We start from the raw sequence: 25,454 nt of genomic DNA on the forward strand, positions 1-25,454 counted from the left end.
TCCACCCAGCAAGCTGGGCATCATCGTTCGACTTGCATGTGTTAAGCACGCCGCCAGCGTTCGTCCTGAGCCAGGATCAAACTCTCCGTAAAAAAATTACAACCAACACCGAAGTGCCAGCGAGTTGATTCTGACTGTTGACTGTCTACTGACAATCTTCAATCCAAAAGGAATTGTCTCCGACGATCACAACCGAAGTTGATCACGCACGGGGTCAATAAATTGGCATTGACAATGTGCACGCTGTTGAGTTCTCAAGGACCAGACGCACTCCCCACTCGACCCCGAAAGAGGTTCCGCCAGAGAGGCATTTCGTCTCCACCCGGAAGGCACGACTCAGAGAGTCGGACTTCACTGGGATGTGTTGCCTGAGCGGGACCCCGTCCGGACTGCATCCCCGGGGCTCTCGCTCCGGTGACCGTCTCGGCCGTTCCGTTCTCCGCCTCAGCGGCAACGAGTGATTACTCTACACACGCCTCGGGGGCCCCGCCAACCGGCCTGCACCCCGGGCGTGTCGGCACCCGCGATGCCCGGTAGGACGCGGAACGGCCCGCCCCCCACGGTGGGGAGCGGGCCGTTCGGCGCTGCGGGTCAGTGGCGGGCGATGACCGGGTTCTTCAGGGTGCCCAGTCCGGAGATCGTCACCTCGACGACCTCGCCGTCTCGAATCTCGCCGACGCCGGCCGGGGTCCCGGTCAGGATCACGTCACCGGGCAGGAGCGTCCAGATCGACGAGATGAACTCGATGAGGGACGGGATGTCGTGCACCATCTCGCTGGTCGAGCCCACCTGACGCAGGTCACCGTCCACGCGGGTCTCGATGCGGATGTCCGACGGGTCGATCTCGGTCTCGATCGCCGGACCGAGCGGGCAGAACGTGTCGAAGCCCTTCGACCGCGTCCACTGCCCGTCGCGCGCCTGCAGGTCGCGGGCGGTGACGTCGTTGGCGATCGTGTAGCCGAGGATGACGCTCGCGAAGTCCTCACGCGTGACGTTCTTCGCGAGGGAGCCGATCACGATGGCGAGTTCACCCTCGTGGTCGACGCGTCCGACGCCCGCCGGGAGACGGATCGGGTCCTCCGGACCGATCACCGAGGTGTTCGGCTTGAGGAACACCACCGGGTCGTCCCCCGCGCGCTCGTCCATCTCGGACGCGTGCTCGGCGTAGTTGAGCCCGACGCCGATGACCTTCGACCGCGGGATCACCGGCGCCAGGAGCTTGGCGTCGGCGAGCGGCACCCGCTCCCCCGTGGTCTCGAACCCCTGGTACATCGGGTCCCCCGCCAACACGACCAGGTCGCGCTCGTCGAGGATGCCGTACCGCGGGTCTTCACCCTTGCTGCTGAACCGTGCGATCTTCACCGTTGGAGCCTACCGACGCTCGCCTGGACCTCAGGCCGGGTCGGTCAGGCGCGTCATCCACCCGTGCGGGTCGGGACGACGGCCGGACTGGATGTCGGTGAGCTCCTCGCGCAGGGACATCGTCAGTTCGCCGGCGCCCACGGTCGGCGAACCGATCGTGAAGCCCTCGCCGCGGAGCTCCGCGATCGGGGTCACGACGGCGGCCGTGCCACAGGCGAACGCCTCGGTGATCGAGCCGTCGGCGACGCCGTCACGCCACTCGTCGAGCGTCACCCGGCGACGTTCGACCCGCAGGCCGCGGTCCTCCGCCAGCTGCAGGATCGAGTCGCGCGTGATCCCCTCGAGGATGGAGTCCGAGTCGGGCGTCACGAGCGTGCCGTCCGACTTCACGAGCACGACGTTCATGCCGCCGAGCTCTTCGAGGTACTTGCCCTCCACCGAGTCGAGGAACATCACCTGCTGGCAGCCGTGCTCGTAGGCCTCCTGCTGGGGCAGCAGGGACGACGCGTAGTTGCCGCCGGTCTTCGCCGCACCCGTCCCGCCCTTGCCGGCGCGGGCGTACTGCGTCGACAGCCAGATCGACACCGGCTTCGGCCCGGAGGTGAAGTACGCGCCGGCCGGGCTCGCGATGCAGTGGTACGCGACCTCCTGCGCCGCGCGGACCCCGAGGAACGACTCCGTCGCGATCATGAACGGCCGCAGGTACAGGCTCGTCTCGGGCGCGGACGGCACCCAGTCGACGTCCGTCCGGACGAGCTGCCGGATCGACTCGACGAAGGTCTCCACCGGGAGCTCCGGGAGCGCCAGTCGCCGGGCGGACCGCTGGAACCGCCGGGCGTTGGCGTCCGGACGGAAGGTCCACACCGAACCGTCCGCGTGCCGGTAGGCCTTCAGCCCCTCGAAGATCTCCTGCGCGTAGTGCAGGACGCTCGCGCTCGGGTCGAGGCTGATCGGCCCGTACGGGTGGACCGAGGCGTCGTGCCACCCCTCGTCGAGCGTCCACCGCACGGTGGCCATGTGGTCGGTGAAGTGCTTGCCGAAGCCCGGGTCGGCGAGGATCTCCTCGCGCTCGGCGGCGGCGCGACGCTCGGCCGATGGGGTGGTGGCGAACTCGAGTCCGAAGGCGGTGTCGGTGCTCATCTGGGGAGACTCCTGTCAGGCGGTGGTGGTGCGTGCCGTGGCCGCGGCGGCGATGGCGTCGCCGATCTCGGCCGTGCGACGCTGCGTGGTGCCCCGGTCAGCCAGATCGGCCTCGACCGCCCGCGTGACCGCCGACGCGAGGTCGCTGCGACCGATGTGGTCGAGCAGCAGTGCGACGGACAGGATGGCGGCCGTGGGATCGGCCTTCTGCTGACCCGCGATGTCCGGCGCGGAGCCGTGGACCGGCTCGAACATGCTGGGGAAGGTGCCGTCCGGGTTGATGTTGCCCGAGGCCGCCAGACCGATGCCGCCGCTGATCGCGCCGGCAAGGTCGGTGATGATGTCGCCGAAGAGGTTGTCGGTGACGATGACGTCGAACCTAGCAGGTTCCTTCACCATGTGGATGGTGACGGCGTCGACGTGCTGGTAGTCCACCGTGACGTCCGGGTACTCCTGCCCGACGGCCGCGACGGTGCGCTGCCACAGGGCTCCGGCGTGCACGAGCACGTTGCTCTTGTGCACGAGCGTCAGGTGCTTGCGCGTCCGACGGTTCGCGAGCTCGAAGGCGTACCGGACGACCCGCTCGACGCCGTACGCGGTGTTGAGGGACACCTCGGTCGCGATCTCGTGTGGGGTGCCCGTGCGGATCGCGCCGCCGTTGCCGACGTACGGCCCCTCGGTGCCTTCGCGCACGACCACGAAGTCGACCTCGCCCGGGTCGGCGAGCGGGGTCTCGACGGCGTCGTACACCTTCGTCGGCCGGAGGTTGACGTAGTGGTCGAACGCGAACCGCAGCTTCAGCAGCAGCCCGCGTTCGATGATCCCGCCGGCGAGCCGGGGGTCCCGCGGGTCCCCGCCGACCGCACCGAGCAGGATCGCGTCGTGGGTGGCGATGGCGGACATGTCGTCATCGGTGAGGATGTCCCCGGTCTCCAGGAACCGCGTGGCGCCGAGCGAGAACGGGGTCTCCTCCACCACGAGGTCCTCCGGCAGCACGGCGTGCAGGACCTTCAGCGCCTCGTCGACGACCTCGGGCCCGATGCCGTCCCCACGGATGACCGCGAGCTTCACCGTCTGTGTCATGTCCGCCACTCCCCTACAGCGTGATGTCGATCTCGCGGAGCGACGCCGCGTCGATCGTGGACCGGACGTGCTCGAGGATCTCGGCCGGGACCGGCGAGTCGACGGTGAGCACGCTGAGCGCCTGGCCGCCGGCGGCCTCGCGCGAGATCTGCATGGCCGCGATGTTGATGCCGGCCTCGCCGAACTCCTTGCCGTAGACGGCGACGATGCCCGGACGGTCCGTGTAGACCATGACCACGTGGTGCTCGGCGAGGGCGACCTCGACGTCGTGGCCGTTGATCTCGACGAGCTTCGCGATCTGCTTCGGACCCGTGAGGGTGCCGGAGACGCTGATCGCGGGGCCGTCGGACTGCGCGCCACGGATGGTGAGCACGTTGCGGTACTCCGGGCTGTCCGAGTCGGTGATGAGCCGCACGGAGACCCCGCGCTGCTCCGCGATGAGCGGAGCGTTGACGTAGGACACCTGGTCGCTGACGACGTCGGTGAAGACGCCCTTGAGCGCCGCGAGCTTCAGCACGCTGACGTCGTACTCGGCGAGCTCGCCGTGCACCTCGACGTCGATGCTCGTGACGGGCGACGTGGCGAGACCGGTGAAGACCTGGCCGAGCTTCTCGACGAGCGGGATGCCCGGACGCACGTACGGGTCGATGACGCCACCGGCGACGTTCACCGCGTCGGGGACGAGCTCGCCGCCGAGGGCGAGCCGCACCGACTTGGCGACCGAGACACCCGCCTTCTCCTGTGCTTCGTCCGTCGAGGCGCCGAGGTGCGGCGTGACGACGACGTTCGGGAGGGCGACGAGCGGCGAGTCCTTCGGGGGCTCCGACACGAAGACGTCGAGGCCGGCGCCGGCGATCGTGTTCGAGGTGAGCGCGCGGTGCAGCGCGTCCTCGTCGATCAGCCCGCCGCGGGCGACGTTGACGACGAACGCGGTCGGCTTCATGAGCGCGAACTGGTCGTCCGAGATCATGCCGACTGTCTCCGGCGTCTTCGGCATGTGGATGGTGGTGAAGTCGGCGCGCTTGAGGAGGTCCTCGAGCGAGACGAGCTCGACCCCGAGCTGCTGGGCACGGGCCGTGGTGACGTACGGGTCGTACGCGATCACCTGGACACCGAACGCCTGCAGGCGCTGGGTGATGAGCGCGCCGATCCGGCCGAGACCGATGATGCCGACGGTCTTCTCGTACAGCTCGACCCCGGTGTACGCGGAGCGCTTCCAGGTGCCGGCGGCGAGCGAGGCGTGCGCGGCCGGGATGTGCCGCGCGAGCGACAGGATGTGGCCGACCGTGAGCTCGGCCGCGGAGATGATGTTCGAGGTCGGCGCGTTGACGACCATCACGCCGGCGGTGGTGGCCGCCTTGATGTCGACGTTGTCGAGGCCGACACCGGCGCGGGCGACGACCTTGAGGTTCGGGGCCGCGGCGATCGCCTCGGCGTCGACCTTGGTGGCGGAGCGCACCAGGATGGCGTGCGCGTCGGCGAGGGAGGCCAGGAGGGCGGGGCGGTCGGTACCGTCCACGTTCCGGATCTCGAAGTCGGGCCCGAGGGCGTCGACTGTGGCGGGCGAGAGTTCTTCGGCGATCAGGACGACCGGCTTCGGCACAGCTGCAGTTTCCTCACACGAGACGGGCGGTATCCCACCATCGTATCGACGTGCGCACGTGGTTACGACCGCAGCGACGGTCCTGTGGGTGACCGCACCACGGACTGGAGGCGCGTGGCGGGCCCGCCACGCGCCTCCAGTCCGTGGTGCTGGGCGGCTTCTAGAACTGCAACAGGCTCGGGACGAACAGCTGCAGGTCCAGCCACAGCGCGCCGGCGGCCGCGAAGGCGACGACGAAGACGCCGAGGGTCACCGGCAGGCTCGAGCGGCGGGTGACCACGAGGGCCACGACGAACGCGACGGGTGCGATCAGGATGTCGAGGACCAGCCAGAGCCACGGCGTGCTCGTCTTGAGGGAGTCACCGCCGGAGGTGGAGTCGAGGAAGGCGTTGAACTCGGTGACCTTCTGCGAGATCTGCGAGAGGTTCCCGACGGCCTGCACCGTCATGTAGGCGAACAGGACGGCGAAGACCGCCCAGATCACGACACGGCCGGCCAGCGCGCGCGAGGACCGACGGACGGTCGGCGTCGCGGCGGTCACCCGAAGCTCCGCGTCATCAGGAACGGCCACGGGAACAGGACCGCGGCACCGAGGAGCATCCAGAGCAGGCGGGTGCGGGTCCGGCGTCCGCGACCGGCCCAGAGGACGACCGTGAACCAGAGGGCGGGCGCGACGATCGACAGGAAGCGCAGGACCTCGACGAAGACGGTCAGGACGGTGTCGACGTTCGAGACGTAGGAGGTCGACGCGGTGAGCAGCCACGCGACCGTGTAGAGCAGGTAGAGACCGCCGAACACGCCGAAGCCGATCAGGGCGCCGGAGGTCTCGGGGGCCTCGGGGTCGCGGACCCCGCGGTCCTTGACGGCGACCGGGTTGTGGGCCGCGTCGACGTGGGTCGCGTCGTCGGCGTCGCCCCAGCTGAGGGCGTCGTCGTCGTGGTCGACCGAGCCGTCGGGCGGGGATGCTGCCGTGGTCATGCACCCGATTCTACGAGGCGAGCCGCATCGGCTCGACCATGGACCGCCTGTGCGGCAGCCGGTCAGGCGTCGGCGGGCTGCGTCTCGAGGACCTGGGCGACGACGTCGCGCACGGCCGGGAACAGCGGGTGGCTCTCCATCAGGCCCGTGAGGATCTCGGTGAGCGCGTGCGCCGTGGCACCGGAGCGCAGGAGCGCGTGCAGCTCGATCGACTCGGGGTCGTTCTCGTCGTCGAAGTCGAGGGCGACCCGGACGGCGCCGAGCAGGTGGTCGACGGGCAGCCCGCGCTCGGCGAGCTGCGAGGCGGGACCGACGAAGCGCTCCCGGCGGCCGAGCTTGCGGAGCGGGTTCCGGCCGACGCGGACCGTCGTGTCGGGCAGGTGCGGGTTCGCGATGCGGGAGAGGTTCGCGGCGACGTAGCGCGCGTGCTCCGCCGGATCGAACCCGTGCTTCGCGATGAGGAGTGCCGTGGTCTCGGCGAGGACCCCGTCGACCTCGGCGCGGACGGCGTGGTCCTCGAGGGCCTCCCGGATGAGGCGGATGCCCCGGACGTAGCCGTGGTACGCGGCCGTCGCGTGGGCGGTGTTCACCGTGTAGAGCTTCCGCTCGACGAAGGGCTGCAGGTCGTCGACCCAGGTGACGCCGTCGATCGCTGGCGGTTCGGCGTCGGAGTCGGCGAACGGGGTGCGCTCGATCACCCATTCGTAGAACGGCTCGAGGACGACGTCGAGACCGCCGGACTGCCCGAGGACGCCGGACTGGTCGGGCACGATCCGGTCGATGGCGCAGTTCGCGAAGACCGCGGCGATGTCGCGGTCCTCGAGGATGGGGGCGCGGCGGATGCTGGCGTGCAGGGAGTCGGTCGCGTTGAACGCGTTCTCGCAGGCGACGATCGTGACGTCGCCGCGCTCGAGCGGCCGGGCCGCGAGCCCCTCGGCGATCACGGGTGCGACGAGCGGCAGTGTCCGTGCACCGACGGCGGTGGTGACGACGTCCGCCTCGGCGATGGCCTGGATGACCTGCTCGCGGTCGGTCTTGCTGCTGAGCGCCGTGAACCCGTAGACGAGGTGCTCGACCGGCATCTCGCCGACCTCGTGCACCACGAAGCGGCCGGCCTCGTTGAGGGCGGAGACGACGCGGTCGTCGACGTCGACGAAGGTCAACTCGTAGCCGCTCGCGACCAGGAACTGGCCCACGAACCCACGCCCGATCTTGCCGGCGCCGATGTGGACCGCTCGCTTCGTCACCGCCATCCGACGATCCTCCCATGGGTCTCGGTGCGGTTCTGCCACACGGTGCCGTCAGCGCGCGACATGTGTCGCGCAGGTGCCGCGGGCACGGCGAAGGGACGCCGGACGGCGTCGTCGGGTTCGTTCTGGAGCTGCTGCATAACGTTCGGGTCACGTCGCGAGGCGGCGGTGCAGGGTGCACCGCCGCCTCGTCGTCGAGTCCTCGGAAGACTACCGCGCGGCGGAACCGTCCACGTAGTCGCCGTCGTTCTGCTTCCACGCGAAGAGGGCGCGGAGCTCACGGCCGGTGGCCTCGATCGGGTGGCCCTCGCCCTTCGCACGGAGCGCCTTGAACTCCGGCGCGCCGGCGTCCTGGTCGTCGATGAAGCGCTTCGCGAAGGCACCGTTCTGGATGTCCGCGAGGACGGCCTTCATGTTCTCCTTGACCTCGGGCGAGATCACGCGCGGGCCGGAGACGTAGTCACCGAACTCGGCGGTGTCGGAGATCGACCAGCGCTGCTTGGTGAGGCCGCCCTCCCAGATGAGGTCGACGATGAGCTTGAGCTCGTGCAGGACCTCGAAGTAGGCGATCTGCGGCTGGTAGCCCGCCTCGACGAGGGTCTCGAAGCCGTACTGGATGAGCTGCGAGGTGCCACCGCAGAGGACGGCCTGCTCGCCGAACAGGTCGGTCTCGGTCTCCTCGGTGAAGGTGGTCTTGATGCCACCCGAGCGGAGGCCGCCGATGGCCTTCGAGTACGACCACGCGAGGTCCCAGGCGGAACCGGAGGCGTCGACCTCCACCGCGACGATCACGGGCACGCCGCGGCCGGCCTCGTACTCGCGGCGCACGGTGTGACCCGGGCCCTTCGGGGCGACGAGCGACACGTCGACGCCCTCCGGCGCCTGGATGTAGCCGAAGCGGATGTTGAAGCCGTGGCCGAAGACGAGCGTCGCGCCCGGCTGCAGGTTCGGCTCGATGTCGTCCTTGTAGACGATGCGCTGGACCTGGTCCGGCGCGAGGATCACGACGACGTCCGCCCACTTGGTGACCTCGGCCGGGGTGAGGACCTCGAACCCGGCCTCCTCGGCCTTCTGGCGGCTCTTCGAGCCCTCCTGCAGGCCGATCTTGACCTCGACACCCGAGTCGCGGAGGTTGAGGGCGTGGGCGTGGCCCTGCGAGCCGTACCCGATGACGGCGACCTTCTTGCCCTGGATGAGGGTCAGGTCGGCGTCGGCGTCGTACACGATGTCAGTCACGAGGGTGTGTCTCCTTGGTTCTGGTGGTCTTGGGCGGGCGCTCAGCGCACCCGGTCGGTGATGCTCTTCGGTCCGCGGCCCATGCCGAGCAGGCCCGCACGGGCGAGCTCCTTGATGCCGTACGGCTCGAGCACGCGGAGGATCGCCTGGATCTTGCCGGGGTCCCCGGTGACCTCGACGACGAGGGAGTCGGTCGCCACGTCGACGACCTGGGCACGGAACAGGTTCACTGCTTCGAGCACCGCCGAGCGCGTCTGGTTGTCGACACGCACCTTGACGAGCATGTGCTCGCGCTGGACGGACTGCGAGAAGTCCAGCTCGACGATCTTGATGACGTTGACCAGCTTGTTGAGCTGCTTCGTCACCTGCTCCAGGGGGAGGTCCTCGACGTCGACGACGACCGTGATCCGGGACAGGCCCTCGACCTCGGTGTTGCCGACGGCGAGCGACTCGATGTTGAAGCCGCGGCGCGCGAACAGGCCGGCGACACGGGTCAGCAGACCCGGCTTGTCCTCGACGAGGAGGGAGAGGACGTGGCTCATGCGGTTTCCCCCGTCATGTCGGCGTCCTCGTCGTCCCAGGTGGGCGCGAGGGCCTGGGCGTACTCGATGGACGAGTTGCTGACGCCCTGCGGGACCATCGGCCAGACCATCGAGTCGCGGCTCACGACGAAGTCGATCACCACGGGACGGTCGTTGGTCTCGAGGGCGAGCTGGATCGCGGCGTCGACCTCGTCGGCCTTCTCGACGCGGATGCCGAGGGCACCGTACGCGTCGGCGAGCTTCACGAAGTCCGGGACCCGACGGGTGCCGTGACCCGTCTGCAGGTCGGTGAAGGAGTGCCGGCCGTCGTAGAACAGCGTCTGCCACTGCCGCACCATGCCGAGCGACGAGTTGTTGATGATCGCGACCTTGATCGGGATGTCGTTGATGACGCAGGTCGCGAGCTCCTGGTTCGTCATCTGGAAGCAGCCGTCGCCGTCGATCGCCCAGACCACGCGGTCGGGCTGGGCCACCTTCGCGCCCATCGCCGCGGGGACCGAGTAGCCCATGGTGCCGGCGCCGCCGGAGTTGAGCCAGGCGTTGGGCCGCTCGTACTTGATGAACTGCGCGGACCACATCTGGTGCTGGCCGACCCCGGAGGCGAACACGCCCTCGGGTCCGGTGAGCTCGCCGATGCGCTTGATGATCGCCTGCGGGGCGAGGAGCCCGTCGGTCGGCTCCGCGTAGCCGAGCGGGAAGTCGACCTTCAGCTGCTCGAGCTTCGCCCACCACTCGGCGATCGCGGCACGCTCGTCGGTCGGGACGGCGTTCCACGCGTCGAGCAGGTCCTTCAGGACCTCGCGCGCGTCGCCCACGATCGGGACGTCCGCGAACCGGATCTTCGAGATCTCGGCGGGGTCGATGTCGACGTGCACGACCTTGGCGTTCGGCGCGAACTCGTCGGCCTTGCCCGTCACGCGGTCGTCGAACCGGGCGCCGAGCGCGATGATGAGGTCGCTGTCCTGCAGCCCGAGCACCGCGGGGACGGTGCCGTGCATCCCGGGCATGCCGAGGTGCTGCGGGTGCGAGTCCGGGAACGCTCCCCGCGCCATCAGGGTCGTGACGACGGGGGCGCCGGTGGCCTCGGCGAAGGCGAGGAGCTCGGCCGTCGCCCGGGACCGGACCACGCCGCCGCCGACGTAGAGCACCGGGCGCTCCGACTCGGACAGCAGCTGGGCGGCCGCGGCGATCTGCTTGCCGTGCGCCTTGGTCACCGGGCGGTACCCGGGCAGGTCGATCTTCGGCGGCCACACGTACGGCGCCGACTTCTGCTGGGCGTCCTTCGTGATGTCGACCAGGACCGGACCGGGGCGACCGGTCGTCGCGATCTGGTACGCGGCCGCGAGCGTCGCGGGGACGTCGGCCGGGTCGGTGACCAGGAAGGAGTGCTTCGTGATCGGCATCGTGATGCCGACGATGTCGGCCTCCTGGAAGGCATCCGTCCCCATCAGGGTCGAGAACACCTGCCCGGTGATCGCGATGAACGGCACCGAGTCCATGTAGGCGTCGGCGATCGCGGTCACGAGGTTGGTCGCGCCGGGACCGGAGGTCGCGATGGCGACACCGACCTTGCCGGACGAGGACGCGTAGCCCTCGGCGGCGTGGCCGGCGCCCTGCTCGTGACGGACGAGGACGTGGCGGATCGTCGTGGACGCCATGAGCTCGTCGTAGAACGGGATGATGGCACCGCCCGGCAGGCCGAAGACGTCGGTGATCCCGAGGTGCTCGAGCGTCCGGAGGACGGCTCCCGAGCCGGTCAGGATCTCCGGCGTCCGGCGTGCACCGGCGGCCGCGGACAGCGGAGTGGCTTCCGTGGGCATGAGGTGTTCCTTGCCTGGAGAGATGGCGATGGTGCGTGTGTCGACGCTAGCCCGTCACTGCGCCCTTGGCGGCGGACTGGACGAGCTTCGCGAACTTCGCGAGGACTCCGCGGGTGTAGCGCGGGGGCAGCGGTGCCCAGCCTTCTCGGCGGGCCTCCAGCTCGGCGTCGTCGACCAGTAGGTCGAGCGAGCGAGCCGCGATGTCGACACGGATGCGGTCGCCATCGCGCACGAATGCAACTGGACCTGCGTCCACTGCTTCCGGTGCGATGTGGCCGATGCACAGGCCGGTTGTGCCGCCTGAGAATCGTCCGTCCGTCAACAGTAGTACATCCTTGCCGAGACCGGCGCCCTTGATGGCGGCGGTGATGGCCAGCATCTCGCGCATTCCAGGACCGCCCTTGGGGCCCTCGTAGCGGATGACCACCACGTCGCCCTTCTGGATCCGGCCCTCGGTCAGGGCGTCCATGGCGGCACGCTCGCGGTCGAACACGCGGGCGGGTCCCTCGAACACCTCGGCGTCGAAGCCGGCGGTCTTCACGACGGCGCCCTCCGGCGCGAAGGAGCCCTGCAGGATCGTCAGCCCACCGGTCGCGTGGATCGGGTTGTCGAGCGTCCGGAAGACCTCGCCGTCGAGCTCCGGCGGGTCGATCTCGGCGAGGTTCTCGGCGAGGGTCTTGCCCGTGACGGTCATGACGTCGCCGTGCAGCAGCCCGGCGTCGAGCAGCGCCTTCATGATCACCGGGATGCCGCCGTTGCGGTCCACGTCGACCATGACGTACTTGCCGAACGGCTTCATGTCCGCCAGGTGCGGGACCTTCGAGCCGATGCGGTTGAAGTCGTCGAGGGTGAGCTCGACCTCGGCCTCGTGCGCGATCGCGAGGAGGTGGAGGACGACGTTGGTGGAGCCTCCGAGTGCCATGGCGACGGCGATGGCGTTCTCGAACGCCTCCTTCGTCAGGATCTGGCGCGCGGTGAGCCCCAGTCGGAGCATGTTGACGACGGCCTCGCCGGATCGGTGCGCGTAGTAGTCACGGCGACGGTCGGCGCTCGGCGGCGCGGCCGAACCGGGCAGCGACATGCCCAGGGCCTCGGCGACGGAGGCCATCGTGTTGGCGGTGTACATCCCGCCGCAGGCGCCCTCGCCCGGGACGATCGCGCACTCGATCTTCTTGAGCTCTTCCTCCGACATGGTGCCGGCCTTGCACGCACCGACGCCCTCGAAGGAGTCGATGATCGTGACCTCCTTGAAGGAGCCGTCGGCCTGCTTCACGTAGCCCGGCATGACCGAGCCCGCGTAGAGGAAGACGCTCGCGAGGTCGAGGCGGGCAGCGGCCATGAGCATGCCGGGCAGGGACTTGTCGCAGCCGGCGAGCAGGACGGTGCCGTCCAGGCGCTCGGCGTTCACGACGGTCTCGACGCTGTCGGCGATGACCTCGCGCGAGACGAGGGAGAAGTGCATGCCCTCGTGGCCCATCGAGATGCCGTCGGAGACGGAGATGGTGCCGAACTGGAGCGGGTACCCGCCACCCGAGTGGACGCCTTCCTTGGCGCCCTGCGCGAGGCGGTCGAGGGACAGGTTGCAGGGGGTGATCTCGTTCCAGGAGGACGCGATCCCGATCTGCGGCTTCTCCCAGTCCTCGTCGCCCATGCCGACGGCCCGGAGCATGCCACGCGAGGTGGTTGCTTCGATCCCGTCGGTGACGACCCGGCTGCGGGGCTTCACGTCGATGTCAGGCATGGAGCGAGTCTAGGCGCAGTTGGGATACCAATCGGACAACAACATGCGTTCGCATGGTGAAACCCCGCCTGGAGGAACGGATCGCCCTGGTCAGCGCACCGCGCGCAGGCGGGCGAGCTGCTTCAGGACCCCGGTCAGCGCCGCCGGATCGGCGACCCGGTAGGCGGCGAGCGTCTCGCCCTCCCCCACCTTCACGCCGACGTCGCCGTCGCCGAGCACGCGGAAGGCGTCCTCGTCGGTGACGTCGTCCCCGGCGAAGAACACCGCGTCCGCGCCGTGCAGGTCGCGCAGGCGGGCGATCGCGTCGCCCTTCGTGACGTGCCGGACGGCGAACTCGACGATGTCCTTGCCGCCGCGCTCGAGCACGTCCGGGTCGGCCTCGTGCGCCGCGGTGCTCGCAGCCGCGTTCGCCTCTGCCGCGACCTCGGCGCTCACCCGTCGGGTGTGCACACCGTGCCCAGCGGGCTTGTGCTCGATGACCACGCCGGGGAACCGCTCCCCCACCTCGTCGAGTGCCGCACCGATCCGGGCGACCCTGGCCTGCTCGTCGTCGGTCAACGCGGCCTCGTCGTGCCCGTCGACCCGCCACTCGACGCCGTGCGAGCCCACGAGGGCCATGCCGTCCGGCGCGTGCGTCACCGCGGCGAGGCTGTCGAGCGGCCGCCCCGAGACGAGCACGACCTCGGTGTCCGCCGCGCGGTGCAGCGTGAGCACGGCCGCCCACGAGCCGGGCAGCGCGCCGACGTGCGCCGGGTCGTCGGCGAACGGCGCGAGCGTGCCGTCGAAGTCGAGGGCGACGATGAGTCGCGGCGCAGCCGCGAGCGTCTCGAGGGCCGCGTCGACGGCGGTCTGGTCGGTGGTCGTCTCAGGCATCACGCGCCTCCCGGGTGTCCTCGGCAGCACGCGCCGTCTGGGCGTCCTGGTCGAAGATCGACATGTTGTCCGTCTGCGCCTCGCGGTGCTGGTCCTTCGGGTCCGCCGCCGACGGGTCGATCTGGGCGTTCCGCGGGGCGTGCCGGTCGAGTGCTTCGAGGAAGGAGCGCGACCAGCGCGCCACGTCGTTGTCGCGGACGCGCTTCCGGAGCGCGCGCATGCGCGTGGAGCGCTCGCGGCGCGGCATCTCGATCGCGCGCTGGATCGAGTCCTTCAGCGCGCCGATGTCGTGGGGGTTGACGATGACCGCCTGCTTGAGCTCGTCGGCGGCACCGGCGAACTCGGACAGGATGAGGACGCCGTCGTTGTCGAACCGGGCCGCGACGTACTCCTTCGCGACGAGGTTCATGCCGTCGCGCAGCGCGGTGACGAGCATGATGTCCGCGGCGAGGTACAGCGCCACCATCTCCTCGCGCGGGTACCCGTGGTGGAGGTAGGCGATGGGCTGGTGGCCGATCACACCGAGGTCGCCGTTGATCCGGCCCACCGTCAGCTCGATCTCGTCACGGAGCGCGGCGTAGGTGTCGACGCGTTCGCGGCTCGGGCTCGCGACCTGCACGAGGGTGGCGTCCTCCACCGCGATCCGGCCGTCCTCGACGAGCTCGCCGAAGGCCTTGATGCGGTGCCGGATGCCCTTCGTGTAGTCGAGTCGGTCGACGCCGAGCAGGACCGTCTTCGGGTTGCCCAGGCTCTCGCGGATCTCCCGCGCGCGCTCCTGGACCTCGGGACGGTGCGCGATCTCCTCGAAGCCGGCGGCGTCGATCGAGATCGGGAAGTGGCGTGCCTCGACGTGGCGCACGGTGATGCCCTTGCGGCTGCGCGGTGCGTCCGGGTCGTCGACCGGGACGTCGATCGTCTGGCCCTTGGTCGTGTAGCCCTTGATGTGGCGGACCGCACGGAGGAAGTCGCTCGCGTCGTCGTGACGCTGGAACCCGATCACGTCGGCGCCGAGCAGCCCGTCGAGGATCTGCGCACGCCACGGGAGCTGTGCGTAGATGCCGACCGGCGGGAACGGGATGTGGTTGAAGAAGCCGATCGTCAGGTCGGGGCGGCGCTCCCGCAGCAGGGCCGGGACGAGCTGCAGCTGGTAGTCCTGCACCCACACGATGCCGTCCTGCTCGACGATCTCGGCGATCTGCGCGGCGAACCGCTCGTTCACGCGCTTGTAGGCGTTCCACCAGTCGCGGTGGTAGCTCGGGTGCTCGATGACGTCGTGGTAGAGCGGCCACAGGGTGTCGTTGCTGAAGCCCTCGTAGTACTCCTCGACGTCGGCGTCGCTGAGCGGGACGGGCACGATGTGGATGCCCTCGTTGTCGAACGGTTCGACCTCGACCTCGGGCTGGCCGACCCAGCCGACCCAGGCACCGTCGTTCGCCCGCATCACCGGCTCGAGTGCCGTGACGAGGCCGCCTGGCGAGTGCCGCCAGCCCTCGTTGCCGTCCTCGTCGACGACGCGGTCGACCGGCAGGCGGTTCGAGGCGACGACGAAGGCGTAGCGGGTCTGTTCGGTGCGGGGTGCTGCCATGGGGTGGTGGTGTCTCCGTTCCGCCCGGCTCAGCGCCGGGTCCAGCCGTAAGTTACCAGCGTGCCGACAGCGGATTCACGGCGGATCGGCGGCTTCCGGTATGCTGCATCCGACGTGTCGGGGGGACGCGCGGGTGCCGCAGGGGTCGGCACCGCCCTCTCGACCGGAGAGGACCCACCCGCCGTGAGCGACCAGCCGCCCGTCCCGCCCGTTCCGCCCGTCCCGCCAGGGGCCCAGCCGGGAGGCGCGCAGCCGTTCCCGGGGCAGCCCGCGTCCGCCACGCAGCCGGCCTCCGACCCGTTCGGTCGCCTCCTGCGCACCGTCCCCGGACGCGACTGGCTCGCCGCCGTGGTCGCCGCCGTCGGCGGCTGGGTCGCGGCCTACGTGGTGGCCGCGCTCTCGCTGCTCCTCACCGTCGCGGTCGCCGCGTCCGGTGGCTCCGGTTCGTCGGTCGGCACCGGGACCGGCTCGGGCTCCGGGACCATCGGCGGTGCCGCACCCGACGTGCAGGACCTGCTCTCCGGCGTCAGCGTCCTCCTCGGCGCGCCCGCACAGCTCGTCGTGCTCGCCGACCTCGGACGCCTGCACCTCTCCGGTTCGGCGACGCTCTTCGGGGTGTCCGGTTCCGCGGCGCTCGGCGTGGTCCCGGCACTCGTGCTCGCGGCGCAGGTCGTGCTCGCGGTCGTGCTGACCCGTCGCATCCGGACCCGCACGCTCGGCTTCGTCCAGCTGCTCGTCACCGCCGTGCTCTCCGGGCTCGTGCTGACCGCGGTCACGACCCTCACCGGACTCGTCCTCGCGATCCGGTTCCCGGACGTCCCCGGCGTGTCGATCGACCCCGTGCACGCGGTCGGCGTCGGCAGCGTGCTCGGGTCCTTCGTCATCGGCACGCTGTCCGTGCTGCTCGCACGACCGTCCGTCCTCGTGCGCGGCAACGTCCTCGTCGCCCGAGCGCTCGGGACCGCACGGGTCGCCGTCGGACAGCTCGGCGTCCTCGTCGTGCTCCTCACCCTGGCGACCATCGTCCTCGCGCTCGTCGCGCAGCCCGAGTGGGGCGCCGCCGTGCCGCTGCTCGTCGGCAACATCGCGGTGGCGTTCACCGCACTGGGCTTCCTCGGCGGTGTCGGGACCTCCGGCCTCGGCTCGGCGGGGTCGACCGCGTCGGTGTTCGGTGGCACCACCGGATGGCTCTGGATCGTGGTGCTCCTCGTGCTCGTCACCGCGTTCGCCGCCGGTCTCGCGCTCGCCGTCCGCCGCAACGACCGGGTCAGGACGGCCCTCGACTGGGTCGTGACCCCGGTCGTGTGGTTGCTCGGCGGGGTCGTCCTCCTCGTACTGGGCACGGGCGTGATCGGGTACCAGGCCACCGGCACGAGCGTGGTCGGCGGGTCCGGATCCGTCGGCGTCGCCCCGTGGGCCCCGCTCGTCTTCGCACTCTGGGGCGGTGCGGTCGAGGTGGTCGCCCGGTTCGTCGCACCCGCGCTGCTCCCCCGGCTCGGCGGCCGGGTCGTGCTCACCACCGCTCGCCTGGTCGGCACCGACCCGCGGCCGACCGTGCCAGTCGGCGTCCCCGGTGCCCCGACCGCGACGGCGACGGACGCCGCGCCCGGCCCGGTCACCGCACCAGGAGCCTGGTCGGCCACCCCGGGCGTCGTCGCCGCTCCGACATGGGGCGCACCGGCCGGCGCACAGCCCTTCGTCGGCGCCGGCTCCCCCGCGCCCGCGCCGATGTCGCCGCGTGCGAAGAAGGTGCTCGTCCGCTCGCTCATCGCCGGCGGCGCGGTCGTCCTGGTCGTCATCGCCGGGGTGGTGACGACCTCGGTCCTCCGCACGAACGTGTGGGGACCGGCGCCGACCGTCCGGTCGTACGTCGACGCCATCGCCCGCGGGGACGCCGCTGCTGCCGAACGCCTCAGCGAGGTCCCTGCCGACGCCAGCATGCTCGACGCGACCGTGCTGAAGAGCGCCGAGGACCGCCCGGAGGACGTCCGCGTCGGACGGGTGACGACGAGCGGTGACACCGCGCTCGCCACGGTGTCCTTCACGCAGGGCGGCAAGAACCGGTCGGGGCAGGTCACCCTGCGCCGCACGGGGACGGCCTTCCTCGTGAAGGACGAGTGGCGCGTCACCCAGCCGCTCGCCGCCACCGTGTCGGTCACGGCGTCCTCGGCGCTCGAGGGCGCCCCGGTCACGGTCGGCGGGAAGAAGGTCGGCGAGATCGAGGACGGGCAGTTCCGTTCCCTGGCCTACCCCGGGAAGTACGCGGTGCAGGTCGGCGGGTCCAAGTACTTCACCGGCGGCACGAAGTCGGTGTCGGTCGGTTCCTCGACGTCGTCGTCGTACGTCGACTTCGAGCCGAAGGCCACGGAGCAGCTCACGAAGGACGCCGAGCAGTACGTCACGGACCTCATCGAGTCGTGCGCGAAGAAGACCGACGTCGACGCGCTGAGCGGGTGCCCCTGGTACGGACCGTACGACGCTGACGGCGCCGTGAAGTACCAGGTGAAGACCATGCCGAAGCTCGACGTCCAGGTCTCCGGCTCCGGCTCGATCTCGGTGGAGAGCACCGAGGACGGCGTGATCGGCTACGACTACACGTCGTACTTCGGCGACTCCGGCCACGCGGAAGACACCTTCGACGTCTACGAGTACCTCAAGGTGCAGGACGGGAAACTCGTCGAGGCCTACTGACGCACACCGCGCGGCGGCCGGCCTGGGATCCCCGGGCCGGCCGTCTCACTAGGCTCGTCCGCATGGTCATGACACGGGCGTGGCGGAACGGCGGTGCGGCGGAGCGGGACTTCCCGGTCGACCGGATCTCCGAGATCGTCGCCGACGAGGACGCGTTCGTGTGGGTCGACTACACCGACCCCGACCCGACCGACCTGGAGCACGTCGAAGCCGAGCTCGGCATCCACGCGCTCGCCGTCGAGGACGCGGTCGAACGGGGCCAGCGCCCGAAGCTCGACCGGTACCGCGACAGCCTGTTCCTGGTCGTGTACGACGTCGCCGGCCTCGACGACGACGGCGACGTCGTGACGCACGAGGTGAAGGCCTTCGTCACCGAGCACGCCCTCGTCACGATCCACGGCGCGGACGTCGACACCGGTGCGGTCGAACGGCGACTCGACGCGAACGCCGACATCGCCGACCACGGGGTGCCCTGGCTCGTCTGGGGGCTGCTCGACGCGGTGACCGACCACGCGACGAGCACCGTGGAGGACATCGAGCGCCGGATCGACGACCTCGAGGACGACCTGTTCGAGCACGGCAACCCGCGCGAACAGCAGATCCAGCGCCGCTCGTTCCGGCTGCGGAAGGCGCTGGGGGTGCTCCGGCGGCAGGTCGTGCCCACCCGGGACAGCGTCGCCTCCCTGCTGCACGGCGACGCCGAGACGATCTCCGACGGCATCCGCCCGTACTTCCGGGACGTCGAGGACCACCTCGTGTCGATCGCGGACTCCGTCGACCAGCTGCGCGACGCGGTGTCGAGCGTCCTCGACACGAACCTCAACCTGTCCTCGAACCGCCAGAACACGGTGATGAAGAAGGTGACGAGCTGGGCGGCGATCATCGCCATCCCCACGGCGATCACCGGGTTCTTCGGGCAGAACGTGACGTTCCCCGGCGAGAGCCACTGGAGCGGTCTCTTCCTGTCGCTCGCCCTCATCGTGACGTCCTCGCTGGTGCTCTACCGCGTGTTCAAGACCCGCGACTGGCTCTGACGCCGGCGCCACGGCCGCGCGCCGCCTCGCACCGTGCGAGGGGGCTCGACGCTCCGTGCGAGGTCCCGTTCACTGTGCGAGCTCGGAACGCTCGCACACTGCGCGAAACCTCGCACACTGCGCGGCCCGCGCAGCGCACCTCGCACCTCGCACCTCGCACCTCGCACCTCGCACGGTGCGTGATGGCGCAGCGGGCTAGAGGCGCAGCGCGAGCACGCCGGCCACGACGGTGAGCGGGGCGACCACGCACCCGAGCGCCATGTACTTCCCCCACGACAGGTGCACACCCTCCGACGACAGCCGGGCGTGCCACAGCAGCGTCGCGAGGGAGGCCCACGGCGTGATGAGACAACCCGCGTTCACACCGACGAGCAGCGCCGCGTAGCGCAGGGCCTCGTGTCCGGCCGCCGGCTCGAGCACCAGGTACGCGGGCAGGTTGTCGATCGCGTTCGCCGCCAGCGCCCCGGCTCCGCCGAGGGCCAGGAGCGACCCGGTCCCGGTGCCACCCGGCAGCGCGTTCACGATCGGGTCAGTGAGCCCGGTCGTGTGCAGCGTCTCGACCACGACGAACAGCCCGGCGGCGAAGAGCAGCGTCGACCACGGCACGCGGGAGACCCGCAGCTCCGACGGTGCACGGAACGCCGCGACCACCACGAGCACGACGGCAGCCGCGACCGCGGCGATCCACACCGTCACGCCGGCGGTCAGCGCGATCACCAGGGCGACGAGGACCGCCGACGCCGACCAGAAGAACACCGGGTCGGTCGCCTGGCGGACGGACACCGGGGTGTAGCGGCCGAACAACCGCCCCCGGAACACGACGAGCAGCACGGCGCACGGCACCACGACGCCGGCGAGCGCCGCCCAGACCATCAACCCCGCGAACGGGATCGGCCCGTCGAGCCCGATCCGGTCGACGGCGAGCAGGTTCGTGAGGTTCGACACCGGCAGCAGCAGCGACGCGGTGTTCGCGAGCCAGACGGTCGTCAGCGCGAAGGGCATCGGCGGCAGGCCCACCCGGCGGGCGAGCGTGATCACGATCGGGGTGAGGAGCACCGCGGTCGTGTCGATCGACAGGAACACCGTGCACACCACGGCGAGCACGACGACCGCCGCCCAGAGGCCGATCGTGCGCCCGCCGCCGACACGCGCGGCGAGGTCGGCGAGACGGTCGAACACCCCGGCGTCCGCCGCGAGTTCGGCGACGACGGTGAGGCCGAGCACGAACGCCAGCACCGGGACGACCCGGTCGGCGAGCTCGGCGAGGTCGGACAGGGGCAGCAGGCCGAGGGCGACGCACACCGCGCCGACCACGAGCAGTGCTCCCCCGATGACGGCCTGACGCACAGCGGCTCCTCTACGAGTGCGCCGGCAGGGCGACCGGCGGCGCTCCAATGTAGCGGCCGGTAGCGTTGACGGGACCAGCGAAGGAGGAACCCGTGCGGAAGTTCATGTTCAGCGGTGCGGTGTGGAGCTCGATCATCAGCGGCTACAGCGTCGTGCAGACCACCAGGCAGGGACCGCGCGACTGGCGTCTCGCGCTGACGTGGGTGGCGTGGCTCGCGACGACGATCGTCGCCATCGGCACGGTCGTCGAGGACGACCGGGCGGTGAAGGCGAAGCAACCGTGAGCACAGCGGCGAAGCAACCGTGAGCGCAGCGGCGAAGCAGCCGTAGGGTCGCGAACGCGACCGGCAGACGGACTGGAGGCGCGGTGCCAGCTGGCACCGCGCCTCCAGTCCGTCCTGTGGTCGCGCTCAGCGCTCCGAACGCGGGATCCCGGAGGTCTGGATCGGACCGGTGAAGAGGGCGGCGCGGTCCTCCTGGTCCGGGGTGAACAGCGCCGAGGACGACGCCGTCGAGGCGGTCCGGCGGGACGCGCGCGGCTCGGCGACCTCGTCGACCATGAGCACCCGCTGCACCGGCTGGGCGTCGGGGTGGGTGCGCTGGATCCAGGCGACGAGCTCCTCGCGGACGTAGCAGCGCAGGTCGAACAGCGACGGGGCGTCGTGCGCGGTGACGAGGACGCGGACGTGCACGAACCCCTGGACGGCGTCGGTCACCTGCAGGACCTGCACCCGGCGGTCCCAGAGCTCGGTGCGGTCGAGGATCCGCTCGAGTTCCGCACGCATCTCCCCCGGGCGCACCCGCCAGTCCAGGTCGAACTCGACGGCGCCGAGCAGTTCGCTGTTCGTGCGCGTCCAGTTCTCGAACGGCGTGCTCGTGAAGTACGTCGACGGCAGCACGAAGCGCCGGTCGTCCCACAGGTGCACGACGACGTAGGTGAGGGTGATCTCCTCGATGCGCCCCCACTGCTGTTCGACCACGACGACGTCGTCGACACGGATCGACCCGGAGAACGCGAGCTGCATGCCGGCGAACACGTTGCCGAGCGTCGACTGCGCAGCGAGACCCGCGATGACGGAGATGAGTCCGGCCGAGGCGAGCACGCTCGCGCCCGCCGCCTCGACGCCGGGGAAGGTGAGGAGGATCGCGCCGAGGCCGATGATGACGAGCACCGCGACGGTGAGCCGGCGGAGGACGAGCACCTGCGTCCGGATGCGCCGGGCGACCCGGTTGTCTGGCACGTCGACGCGGTAGCGGTGGAGTCCGAGGCTCTCCAGGACGATCGCGATCTCGCAGGCGAGCCACGTGCCGACGCCGATCGTGACGATGAGGAAGGTGTGCGAGACCCCGTCGCGCCAAGGGTATGCGTCGGGCTGGTCCGGGATGCTCGATGCGAAGGCCGCCCAGAGCAGCACGACGAGGAGCATGGTGCGGGTCGGGTGCTTGGTGCGGCGCGACAGCACGGCCGCCCAGCGCCTCCGTCTGGCGAGGGCGCGGAACACGAGGTGCAGGACGAGGGCAGCGGCGGCGGTGACGAGCAGCGCGAAGCCGATCGCGACGAGGAGCCGGAGGAGGGTGTCCATCCCGCCATGCAACCAACTGGACGACGGTCGTCGCCCAGCGGACCACAAGACGGGAGGCGCGGTGCCAGCTGGCACCGCGCCTCCCGTCCGGCTCGTCGGGCCCTACTTCGAGGACGTGAGCGAGTCCACGTAGTCCTGGTGCTCGGACGCCCACTTCGCGGTGATCGCCGGGTACTCGCTCGTCTTCGCGCCGCTGTTCACGAGCGCGTTCTCGAGCGAGTAGAGGGTGTCGGAGTCCATCGAGAAGTCCGACATCCACTTCGACGCCGTCGGGAAGTCGTCCTTGATGGACTTCTTCGCGATGGTGTGGATCTCCTCGTTCTTGCCGAGCGCGCCCTTCGGGTCCTCCAGGTCCTTGATCGGGAACGCGTCGTACGCCCAGTGCGGACGCCACAGCGTCACGACGACGTCCTCCTTCTTTGCGATCGAGGCCTTGAGGTCCGCGAGCATCGCGGGCGTGGAACTCGTGACGAAGTCCATACCGTCGAGGCCGTACTGTGGGATGACCTGCTCGGACACGACCTTGGTCTCACCGGCGGCGGGCTCGATGCCGATGATCTTGTTGCCGAAGTCGGACGCGTGCGCCTTGAGCTCGTCGATCGAGTCGATGTCCGAGTACTCCGGCACGGCGAGCTCGAGCGACGCCTGCTCGTTCCACGCGCCGAGGTCCGTCAGGTCCTTGCCGTACGTGTCCATGTACTCCTGGTGCGTGTTCGGCAGCCAGGTGTCGAACACGACGTCGTAGTCGCCGGAGGCCAGGCCCGTGTAGGCGGGGGCGACGTCGGAGTTCGTGAGCTGGACGTCGTAACCCTTCTGCTCGAGCACGTACTTCCAGAGGTAGCTGGCGGCGGTGTCCTCGTCCCAGCCGTTGAAGACGACGACGTGGATCGACTTCTGGTCGCCGTTGTCGAGCGTGCCGGTCGCGCCGTAGTAGCCGGGCGGCATGCAGGCGGAGAGGCCGAGGGCGGTGGCGGCGGCGAGCGCGGCCGCCACGAGGGTGCGCTTGGTGCGGGTGCGCGGGGTGTGGTTGCGCGGGGTGTGGTTGCGCTTCATGGTCTGGTCCTTCCTCACGCGTCGACGGTCTGGCGGTCGGTGACCGCTTCGGTGGTGGCGGCGGTCTGGGCGGTCGCCGCGTTCGGCGTCGCGGTCGCCGTCGGCTTCCGCTTGCGACCGAACAGCCTGGAGGCGCGCCCCGCGTCGCCGCCGAGCGCTGCGGTCAGGCGGTCCAGCAGGATCGCGAGGACCACGACGGACAGACCGGCCTCGGCACCCAGACCGACGTCGATGCGGTTCAGCGACGCGACGATCTGCTCGCCGAGTCCGCCGGCGCCGACCATGCCGGCGATGACGACCATCGAGAGCGACAGCATGATGACCTGGTTGACGCCCGCCATGATGCTGGCCTTCGCGAGCGGCAGCTGGATCTGGCGGAGGATGCGCCACGGGCTGGAACCGAACGCGGCGCCGGCCTCGACGACCTCGCTCGGGACCCCGCGGATGCCGAGCTCGGTGAGGCGGACACCCGGGGCCATCGCGAACACGATCGTCGCGACGATGCCAGGGACGACGCCGACGCGGAAGAGCAGCAGCGCCGGGATCAGGTAGACGAACGCCGGGGTGGTCTGCATGAAGTCGAGCACCGGGCGGATGATGCGACTCGCGGCGTCGGAGCGGGCGGCCCAGATGCCGAGCGGCACGCTGAACACGACGGCGAGGCCCGCGGCGACGATCACGAGCGCCAGGGTGTCCATCGCGTTCGTCCACTGGCCGACGCTCACGATGAAGAGCAGACCGATCGCGGCGCCGAGGGCCAGCTTCCAGCCCTTCGCGACGAACGCCAGGACCACGAGGATCGCGACGATCACCCAGAACGGCGGGGTGGAGAGGAAGTACTCCATCCACGCGTCCATCCACGTGAACACGTAGCGGACGACGTCGAAGAAGCCGGAGAGGTAGGTGGTGATCCAGTCGACGATCGCTGCGACCCAGGTGCCGAGGGGCAGGTGGAAGTCGCCGAAGGAGTTGGTACCGGGGGTGATCATGCGTGGTCTCCTTCGGCGAGGGTCGAGTCCATGTCGGAGTCGGAGATGCGGGTGACCGGCTCGAGCACCGGGATCGGCATCGTCGCGGTGGGCACGTTGCCGAGCGCCGCGAGCAGGGTGACGCGCGGGACGACGCCGAGCAGGCGCCCCTCGTCGTCGACGACCGCGATGGGCAGCGGCGACTCGACGGCGAGCTCGAAGAGATCGGTGAGTGCCGTGTCCGGTGCGACCCGGGCGAACTCGGAGTTCACGATCGCGTCGAGGTTGGTGTCGCCGGCCTTGACCTGGCGCATCACGTGCCGGTCGCGGACCCAGCCCTCGAGCTTCCGGCCGCGCCCGGTGACGAACACCGCCGCGGTCTGCAGGTCGCGCATGGTGCGCAGCGCGCCGCGTGGACCGACGGTGAGCGGGACGGCCGCACGTGCGGGCTCCATCACGCTCGCGGCGGTGAGCACGCGGGCACGGTCGACGTCCTGCACGAACTGGGCGACGTAGTCGTTCGCCGGGTCGGTGAGGATGTCCTCCGGCGAGCCGATCTGCACGATCCGACCGTCGCGCATGACGGCGATCCGGTCCCCGAGGAACATCGCCTCGTTGAGGTCGTGCGTGATGAAGACGATCGTCTTCCCGAGGCGCTGCTGCAGGTCGACGAGCTGCTCCTGCATCTCGCGGCGGATGAGCGGGTCGAGGGCGCTGAACGCCTCGTCCATGAGCAGGACGTCGGTCTCGGCGGCGAGGGCACGGGCGATGCCGACGCGCTGCTGCATGCCGCCGGAGAGCTCGTCCGGCTTGGCGTCCGCCCAGACGTCCAGTCCGACCAGGCCGATGACCTCGCGGGCCTTGGCGAGCCGGGTGGCCTTGTCGACGCCGTTCACCTCGAGGCCGAACGCGACGTTCTCGAGCACCGTGCGGTGGGGCAGCAGCGCGAAGTGCTGGAAGACCATCGACACGCTCGTGCGACGGATCTCGCGGATCTCCTTCGGCGTGGCCTTCGTCACGGTGCGGCCGCCGATCTCCACCGTGCCGGCGGTGGGCTCGAGCAGACCGTTCAGCATCCGGATGAGGGTCGACTTGCCAGAGCCGGAGAGCCCCATGACGACGAAGATCTCGCCGGGGCGCACGTCGAACGACGCGTCGATGACGGCTGCGGAACCGAGGTCACGGACCTCGTCACGCGTCGCGCCGGCGCCCAGACGGCGGACCGCCTCGCCGGGACGTCGGCCGAACACCTTGTAGGCGCCGCGCACGCTCAGCGCAGGATCAGCGGTGGGGTGGTCCGGCGTGGTGGCACGCCGGTCCTGGGGTGGTGCGATGGTCAACGGTGCTCCTCGCGGGACCGCGGCGCACGGGCGCACGGCGGTACCGGTGTGGTTGCGGACGGGTCGTCCGGCACCCTGTTCGGCGGCACCGCATCGAGCCCGCGCAACGGCGCAGGGCGAGCGATCACGCACGCGGGGGTCGCACTCGGGACGACCCCGGTCCGGCCGACCGTACGGCCGCCGCTGTGCTGCTGCGTCGGACGCGTCCTGATCGTCGGTGTCCCC

The 25,454-nt window shown here is 70.3% G+C and carries 21 protein-coding genes and 1 rRNA gene; 3 read left to right on the top strand and 19 right to left on the bottom strand.

Features of this window, described 5'->3' with window-relative positions; translation table 11 throughout:
- The 14 genes from CRP27_RS04960 to otsA form a co-directional block, all read right to left on the bottom strand.
- Positions 1 to 92 (bottom strand): 16S ribosomal RNA (locus tag CRP27_RS04960); the annotation flags it as partial.
- A gap of 499 nt (positions 93 to 591) precedes the next feature.
- Positions 592 to 1,362: a fumarylacetoacetate hydrolase family protein gene (locus CRP27_RS04965; RefSeq protein ID WP_079236381.1), complete on the bottom strand. Its 771-nt coding sequence runs from the start codon at positions 1,360 to 1,362 to the stop codon at positions 592 to 594.
- A 30-nt stretch (positions 1,363 to 1,392) separates the two neighbouring features.
- The gene (locus CRP27_RS04970; RefSeq protein WP_097179663.1) at positions 1,393 to 2,502 is read right to left on the bottom strand and encodes a branched-chain amino acid aminotransferase; all 1,110 of its coding nucleotides are present in this window, start codon (positions 2,500 to 2,502) and stop codon (positions 1,393 to 1,395) included.
- 15 nt (positions 2,503 to 2,517) lie between these two features.
- Positions 2,518 to 3,585 carry a 3-isopropylmalate dehydrogenase gene (locus CRP27_RS04975; protein ID WP_097179664.1) on the bottom strand — a complete coding sequence of 356 codons (1,068 nt, stop codon included), beginning with the start codon at positions 3,583 to 3,585 and terminating at the stop codon, positions 2,518 to 2,520.
- Between the two features lie 13 nt (positions 3,586 to 3,598).
- The gene (gene serA, locus CRP27_RS04980) at positions 3,599 to 5,188 is read right to left on the bottom strand and encodes a phosphoglycerate dehydrogenase (RefSeq protein ID WP_079236383.1); all 1,590 of its coding nucleotides are present in this window, start codon (positions 5,186 to 5,188) and stop codon (positions 3,599 to 3,601) included.
- A gap of 160 nt (positions 5,189 to 5,348) precedes the next feature.
- Positions 5,349 to 5,729, bottom strand: coding sequence for a hypothetical protein (locus CRP27_RS04985; RefSeq protein ID WP_097179665.1), 381 nt, complete (start codon positions 5,727 to 5,729; stop codon positions 5,349 to 5,351).
- Positions 5,726 to 6,166, bottom strand: a complete 441-nt coding sequence (locus CRP27_RS04990; RefSeq protein WP_079236385.1) for a hypothetical protein — start codon at positions 6,164 to 6,166, stop codon at positions 5,726 to 5,728. Before CRP27_RS04990 ends, CRP27_RS04985 begins: the two co-directional genes overlap by 4 nt.
- A gap of 62 nt (positions 6,167 to 6,228) precedes the next feature.
- Positions 6,229 to 7,419, bottom strand: a complete 1,191-nt coding sequence (locus CRP27_RS04995) for a mannitol-1-phosphate 5-dehydrogenase (RefSeq protein ID WP_097179666.1) — start codon at positions 7,417 to 7,419, stop codon at positions 6,229 to 6,231.
- A gap of 207 nt (positions 7,420 to 7,626) precedes the next feature.
- Positions 7,627 to 8,652: a ketol-acid reductoisomerase gene (ilvC, locus tag CRP27_RS05000; protein WP_079236387.1), complete on the bottom strand. Its 1,026-nt coding sequence runs from the start codon at positions 8,650 to 8,652 to the stop codon at positions 7,627 to 7,629.
- 41 nt (positions 8,653 to 8,693) lie between these two features.
- Complete coding sequence (ilvN, locus tag CRP27_RS05005; protein ID WP_079236388.1) at positions 8,694 to 9,194, bottom strand: acetolactate synthase small subunit; 501 nt, start codon at positions 9,192 to 9,194, stop codon at positions 8,694 to 8,696.
- The gene (locus CRP27_RS05010) at positions 9,191 to 11,014 is read right to left on the bottom strand and encodes an acetolactate synthase large subunit (protein ID WP_097179667.1); all 1,824 of its coding nucleotides are present in this window, start codon (positions 11,012 to 11,014) and stop codon (positions 9,191 to 9,193) included. Before CRP27_RS05010 ends, ilvN begins: the two co-directional genes overlap by 4 nt.
- Positions 11,015 to 11,060: 46 nt before the next feature.
- Entirely contained in the window at positions 11,061 to 12,755 is a 1,695-nt protein-coding gene (gene ilvD / locus CRP27_RS05015) for a dihydroxy-acid dehydratase (protein WP_097179668.1), read from the bottom strand.
- Between the two features lie 90 nt (positions 12,756 to 12,845).
- Positions 12,846 to 13,628 (bottom strand): trehalose-phosphatase, encoded by a 783-nt coding sequence (otsB, locus tag CRP27_RS05020; RefSeq protein WP_097179669.1) that lies wholly within the window; start codon positions 13,626 to 13,628, stop codon positions 12,846 to 12,848.
- Positions 13,621 to 15,213: an alpha,alpha-trehalose-phosphate synthase (UDP-forming) gene (gene otsA / locus CRP27_RS05025; protein ID WP_097179670.1), complete on the bottom strand. Its 1,593-nt coding sequence runs from the start codon at positions 15,211 to 15,213 to the stop codon at positions 13,621 to 13,623. Before otsA ends, otsB begins: the two co-directional genes overlap by 8 nt.
- A gap of 183 nt (positions 15,214 to 15,396) precedes the next feature.
- On the opposite strand from otsA, the gene CRP27_RS05030 reads away from it, so the two are divergent.
- Both CRP27_RS05030 and CRP27_RS05035 read left to right on the top strand, forming a co-directional pair.
- Positions 15,397 to 17,904 carry a hypothetical protein gene (locus CRP27_RS05030; RefSeq protein WP_141399694.1) on the top strand — a complete coding sequence of 836 codons (2,508 nt, stop codon included), beginning with the start codon at positions 15,397 to 15,399 and terminating at the stop codon, positions 17,902 to 17,904.
- 62 nt (positions 17,905 to 17,966) lie between these two features.
- Positions 17,967 to 18,938, top strand: coding sequence for a magnesium transporter CorA family protein (locus CRP27_RS05035; protein ID WP_097179672.1), 972 nt, complete (start codon positions 17,967 to 17,969; stop codon positions 18,936 to 18,938).
- Positions 18,939 to 19,133: 195 nt separating this feature from the next.
- Here CRP27_RS05035 and CRP27_RS05040 read toward each other — a convergent pair whose 3' ends face one another.
- A complete protein-coding gene (locus CRP27_RS05040) occupies positions 19,134 to 20,285 on the bottom strand; it encodes an SLC13 family permease (protein WP_097179673.1) in 1,152 nt (383 codons plus the stop codon).
- A 92-nt stretch (positions 20,286 to 20,377) separates the two neighbouring features.
- Here CRP27_RS05040 and CRP27_RS05045 point away from each other — a divergent pair, with 92 nt between their 5' ends.
- Positions 20,378 to 20,569, top strand: coding sequence for a hypothetical protein (locus CRP27_RS05045; RefSeq protein ID WP_079236396.1), 192 nt, complete (start codon positions 20,378 to 20,380; stop codon positions 20,567 to 20,569).
- Positions 20,570 to 20,695: 126 nt separating this feature from the next.
- On the opposite strand, the gene CRP27_RS05050 is transcribed toward CRP27_RS05045, so the two are convergent.
- The 4 genes from CRP27_RS05050 to CRP27_RS05065 form a co-directional block, all read right to left on the bottom strand.
- Positions 20,696 to 21,868 carry a mechanosensitive ion channel family protein gene (locus CRP27_RS05050; protein ID WP_097179674.1) on the bottom strand — a complete coding sequence of 391 codons (1,173 nt, stop codon included), beginning with the start codon at positions 21,866 to 21,868 and terminating at the stop codon, positions 20,696 to 20,698.
- A 102-nt stretch (positions 21,869 to 21,970) separates the two neighbouring features.
- Complete coding sequence (locus CRP27_RS05055; RefSeq protein ID WP_097179675.1) at positions 21,971 to 22,921, bottom strand: glycine betaine ABC transporter substrate-binding protein; 951 nt, start codon at positions 22,919 to 22,921, stop codon at positions 21,971 to 21,973.
- A gap of 14 nt (positions 22,922 to 22,935) precedes the next feature.
- Positions 22,936 to 23,910, bottom strand: a complete 975-nt coding sequence (locus CRP27_RS05060; protein ID WP_097179676.1) for a proline/glycine betaine ABC transporter permease — start codon at positions 23,908 to 23,910, stop codon at positions 22,936 to 22,938.
- Positions 23,907 to 25,229 (bottom strand): glycine betaine/L-proline ABC transporter ATP-binding protein, encoded by a 1,323-nt coding sequence (locus tag CRP27_RS05065; RefSeq protein WP_255257450.1) that lies wholly within the window; start codon positions 25,227 to 25,229, stop codon positions 23,907 to 23,909. The genes CRP27_RS05060 and CRP27_RS05065 overlap by 4 nt, the downstream gene beginning before the upstream one ends.
- Positions 25,230 to 25,454 lie beyond the last annotated feature (225 nt).

The sequence above is a fragment of the Curtobacterium sp. 314Chir4.1 genome (assembly GCF_900215175.1).
GTDB classification, from domain to species: Bacteria; Actinomycetota; Actinomycetes; order Actinomycetales; family Microbacteriaceae; genus Curtobacterium; species Curtobacterium pusillum_A.

Bases quoted from the DNA above. Each gene is read 5' to 3' on its own strand.
- CRP27_RS04970 (WP_097179663.1), bottom strand. From the start codon at position 2,502: ATGAGCACCGACACCGCCTTCGGACTCGAGTTCGCCACCACCCCATCG.
- CRP27_RS04975 (WP_097179664.1), bottom strand. From the start codon at position 3,585: ATGACACAGACGGTGAAGCTCGCGGTCATCCGTGGGGACGGCATCGGG.
- CRP27_RS04990 (WP_079236385.1), bottom strand. From the start codon at position 6,166: ATGACCACGGCAGCATCCCCGCCCGACGGCTCGGTCGACCACGACGAC.
- CRP27_RS04995 (WP_097179666.1), bottom strand. From the start codon at position 7,419: ATGGCGGTGACGAAGCGAGCGGTCCACATCGGCGCCGGCAAGATCGGG.
- ilvN (WP_079236388.1), bottom strand. From the start codon at position 9,194: ATGAGCCACGTCCTCTCCCTCCTCGTCGAGGACAAGCCGGGTCTGCTG.
- CRP27_RS05010 (WP_097179667.1), bottom strand. From the start codon at position 11,014: ATGCCCACGGAAGCCACTCCGCTGTCCGCGGCCGCCGGTGCACGCCGG.
- ilvD (WP_097179668.1), bottom strand. From the start codon at position 12,755: ATGCCTGACATCGACGTGAAGCCCCGCAGCCGGGTCGTCACCGACGGG.
- otsB (WP_097179669.1), bottom strand. From the start codon at position 13,628: ATGCCTGAGACGACCACCGACCAGACCGCCGTCGACGCGGCCCTCGAG.
- otsA (WP_097179670.1), bottom strand. From the start codon at position 15,213: ATGGCAGCACCCCGCACCGAACAGACCCGCTACGCCTTCGTCGTCGCC.
- CRP27_RS05035 (WP_097179672.1), top strand. From the start codon at position 17,967: ATGGTCATGACACGGGCGTGGCGGAACGGCGGTGCGGCGGAGCGGGAC.
- CRP27_RS05050 (WP_097179674.1), bottom strand. From the start codon at position 21,868: ATGGACACCCTCCTCCGGCTCCTCGTCGCGATCGGCTTCGCGCTGCTC.
- CRP27_RS05055 (WP_097179675.1), bottom strand. From the start codon at position 22,921: ATGAAGCGCAACCACACCCCGCGCAACCACACCCCGCGCACCCGCACC.
- CRP27_RS05060 (WP_097179676.1), bottom strand. From the start codon at position 23,910: ATGATCACCCCCGGTACCAACTCCTTCGGCGACTTCCACCTGCCCCTC.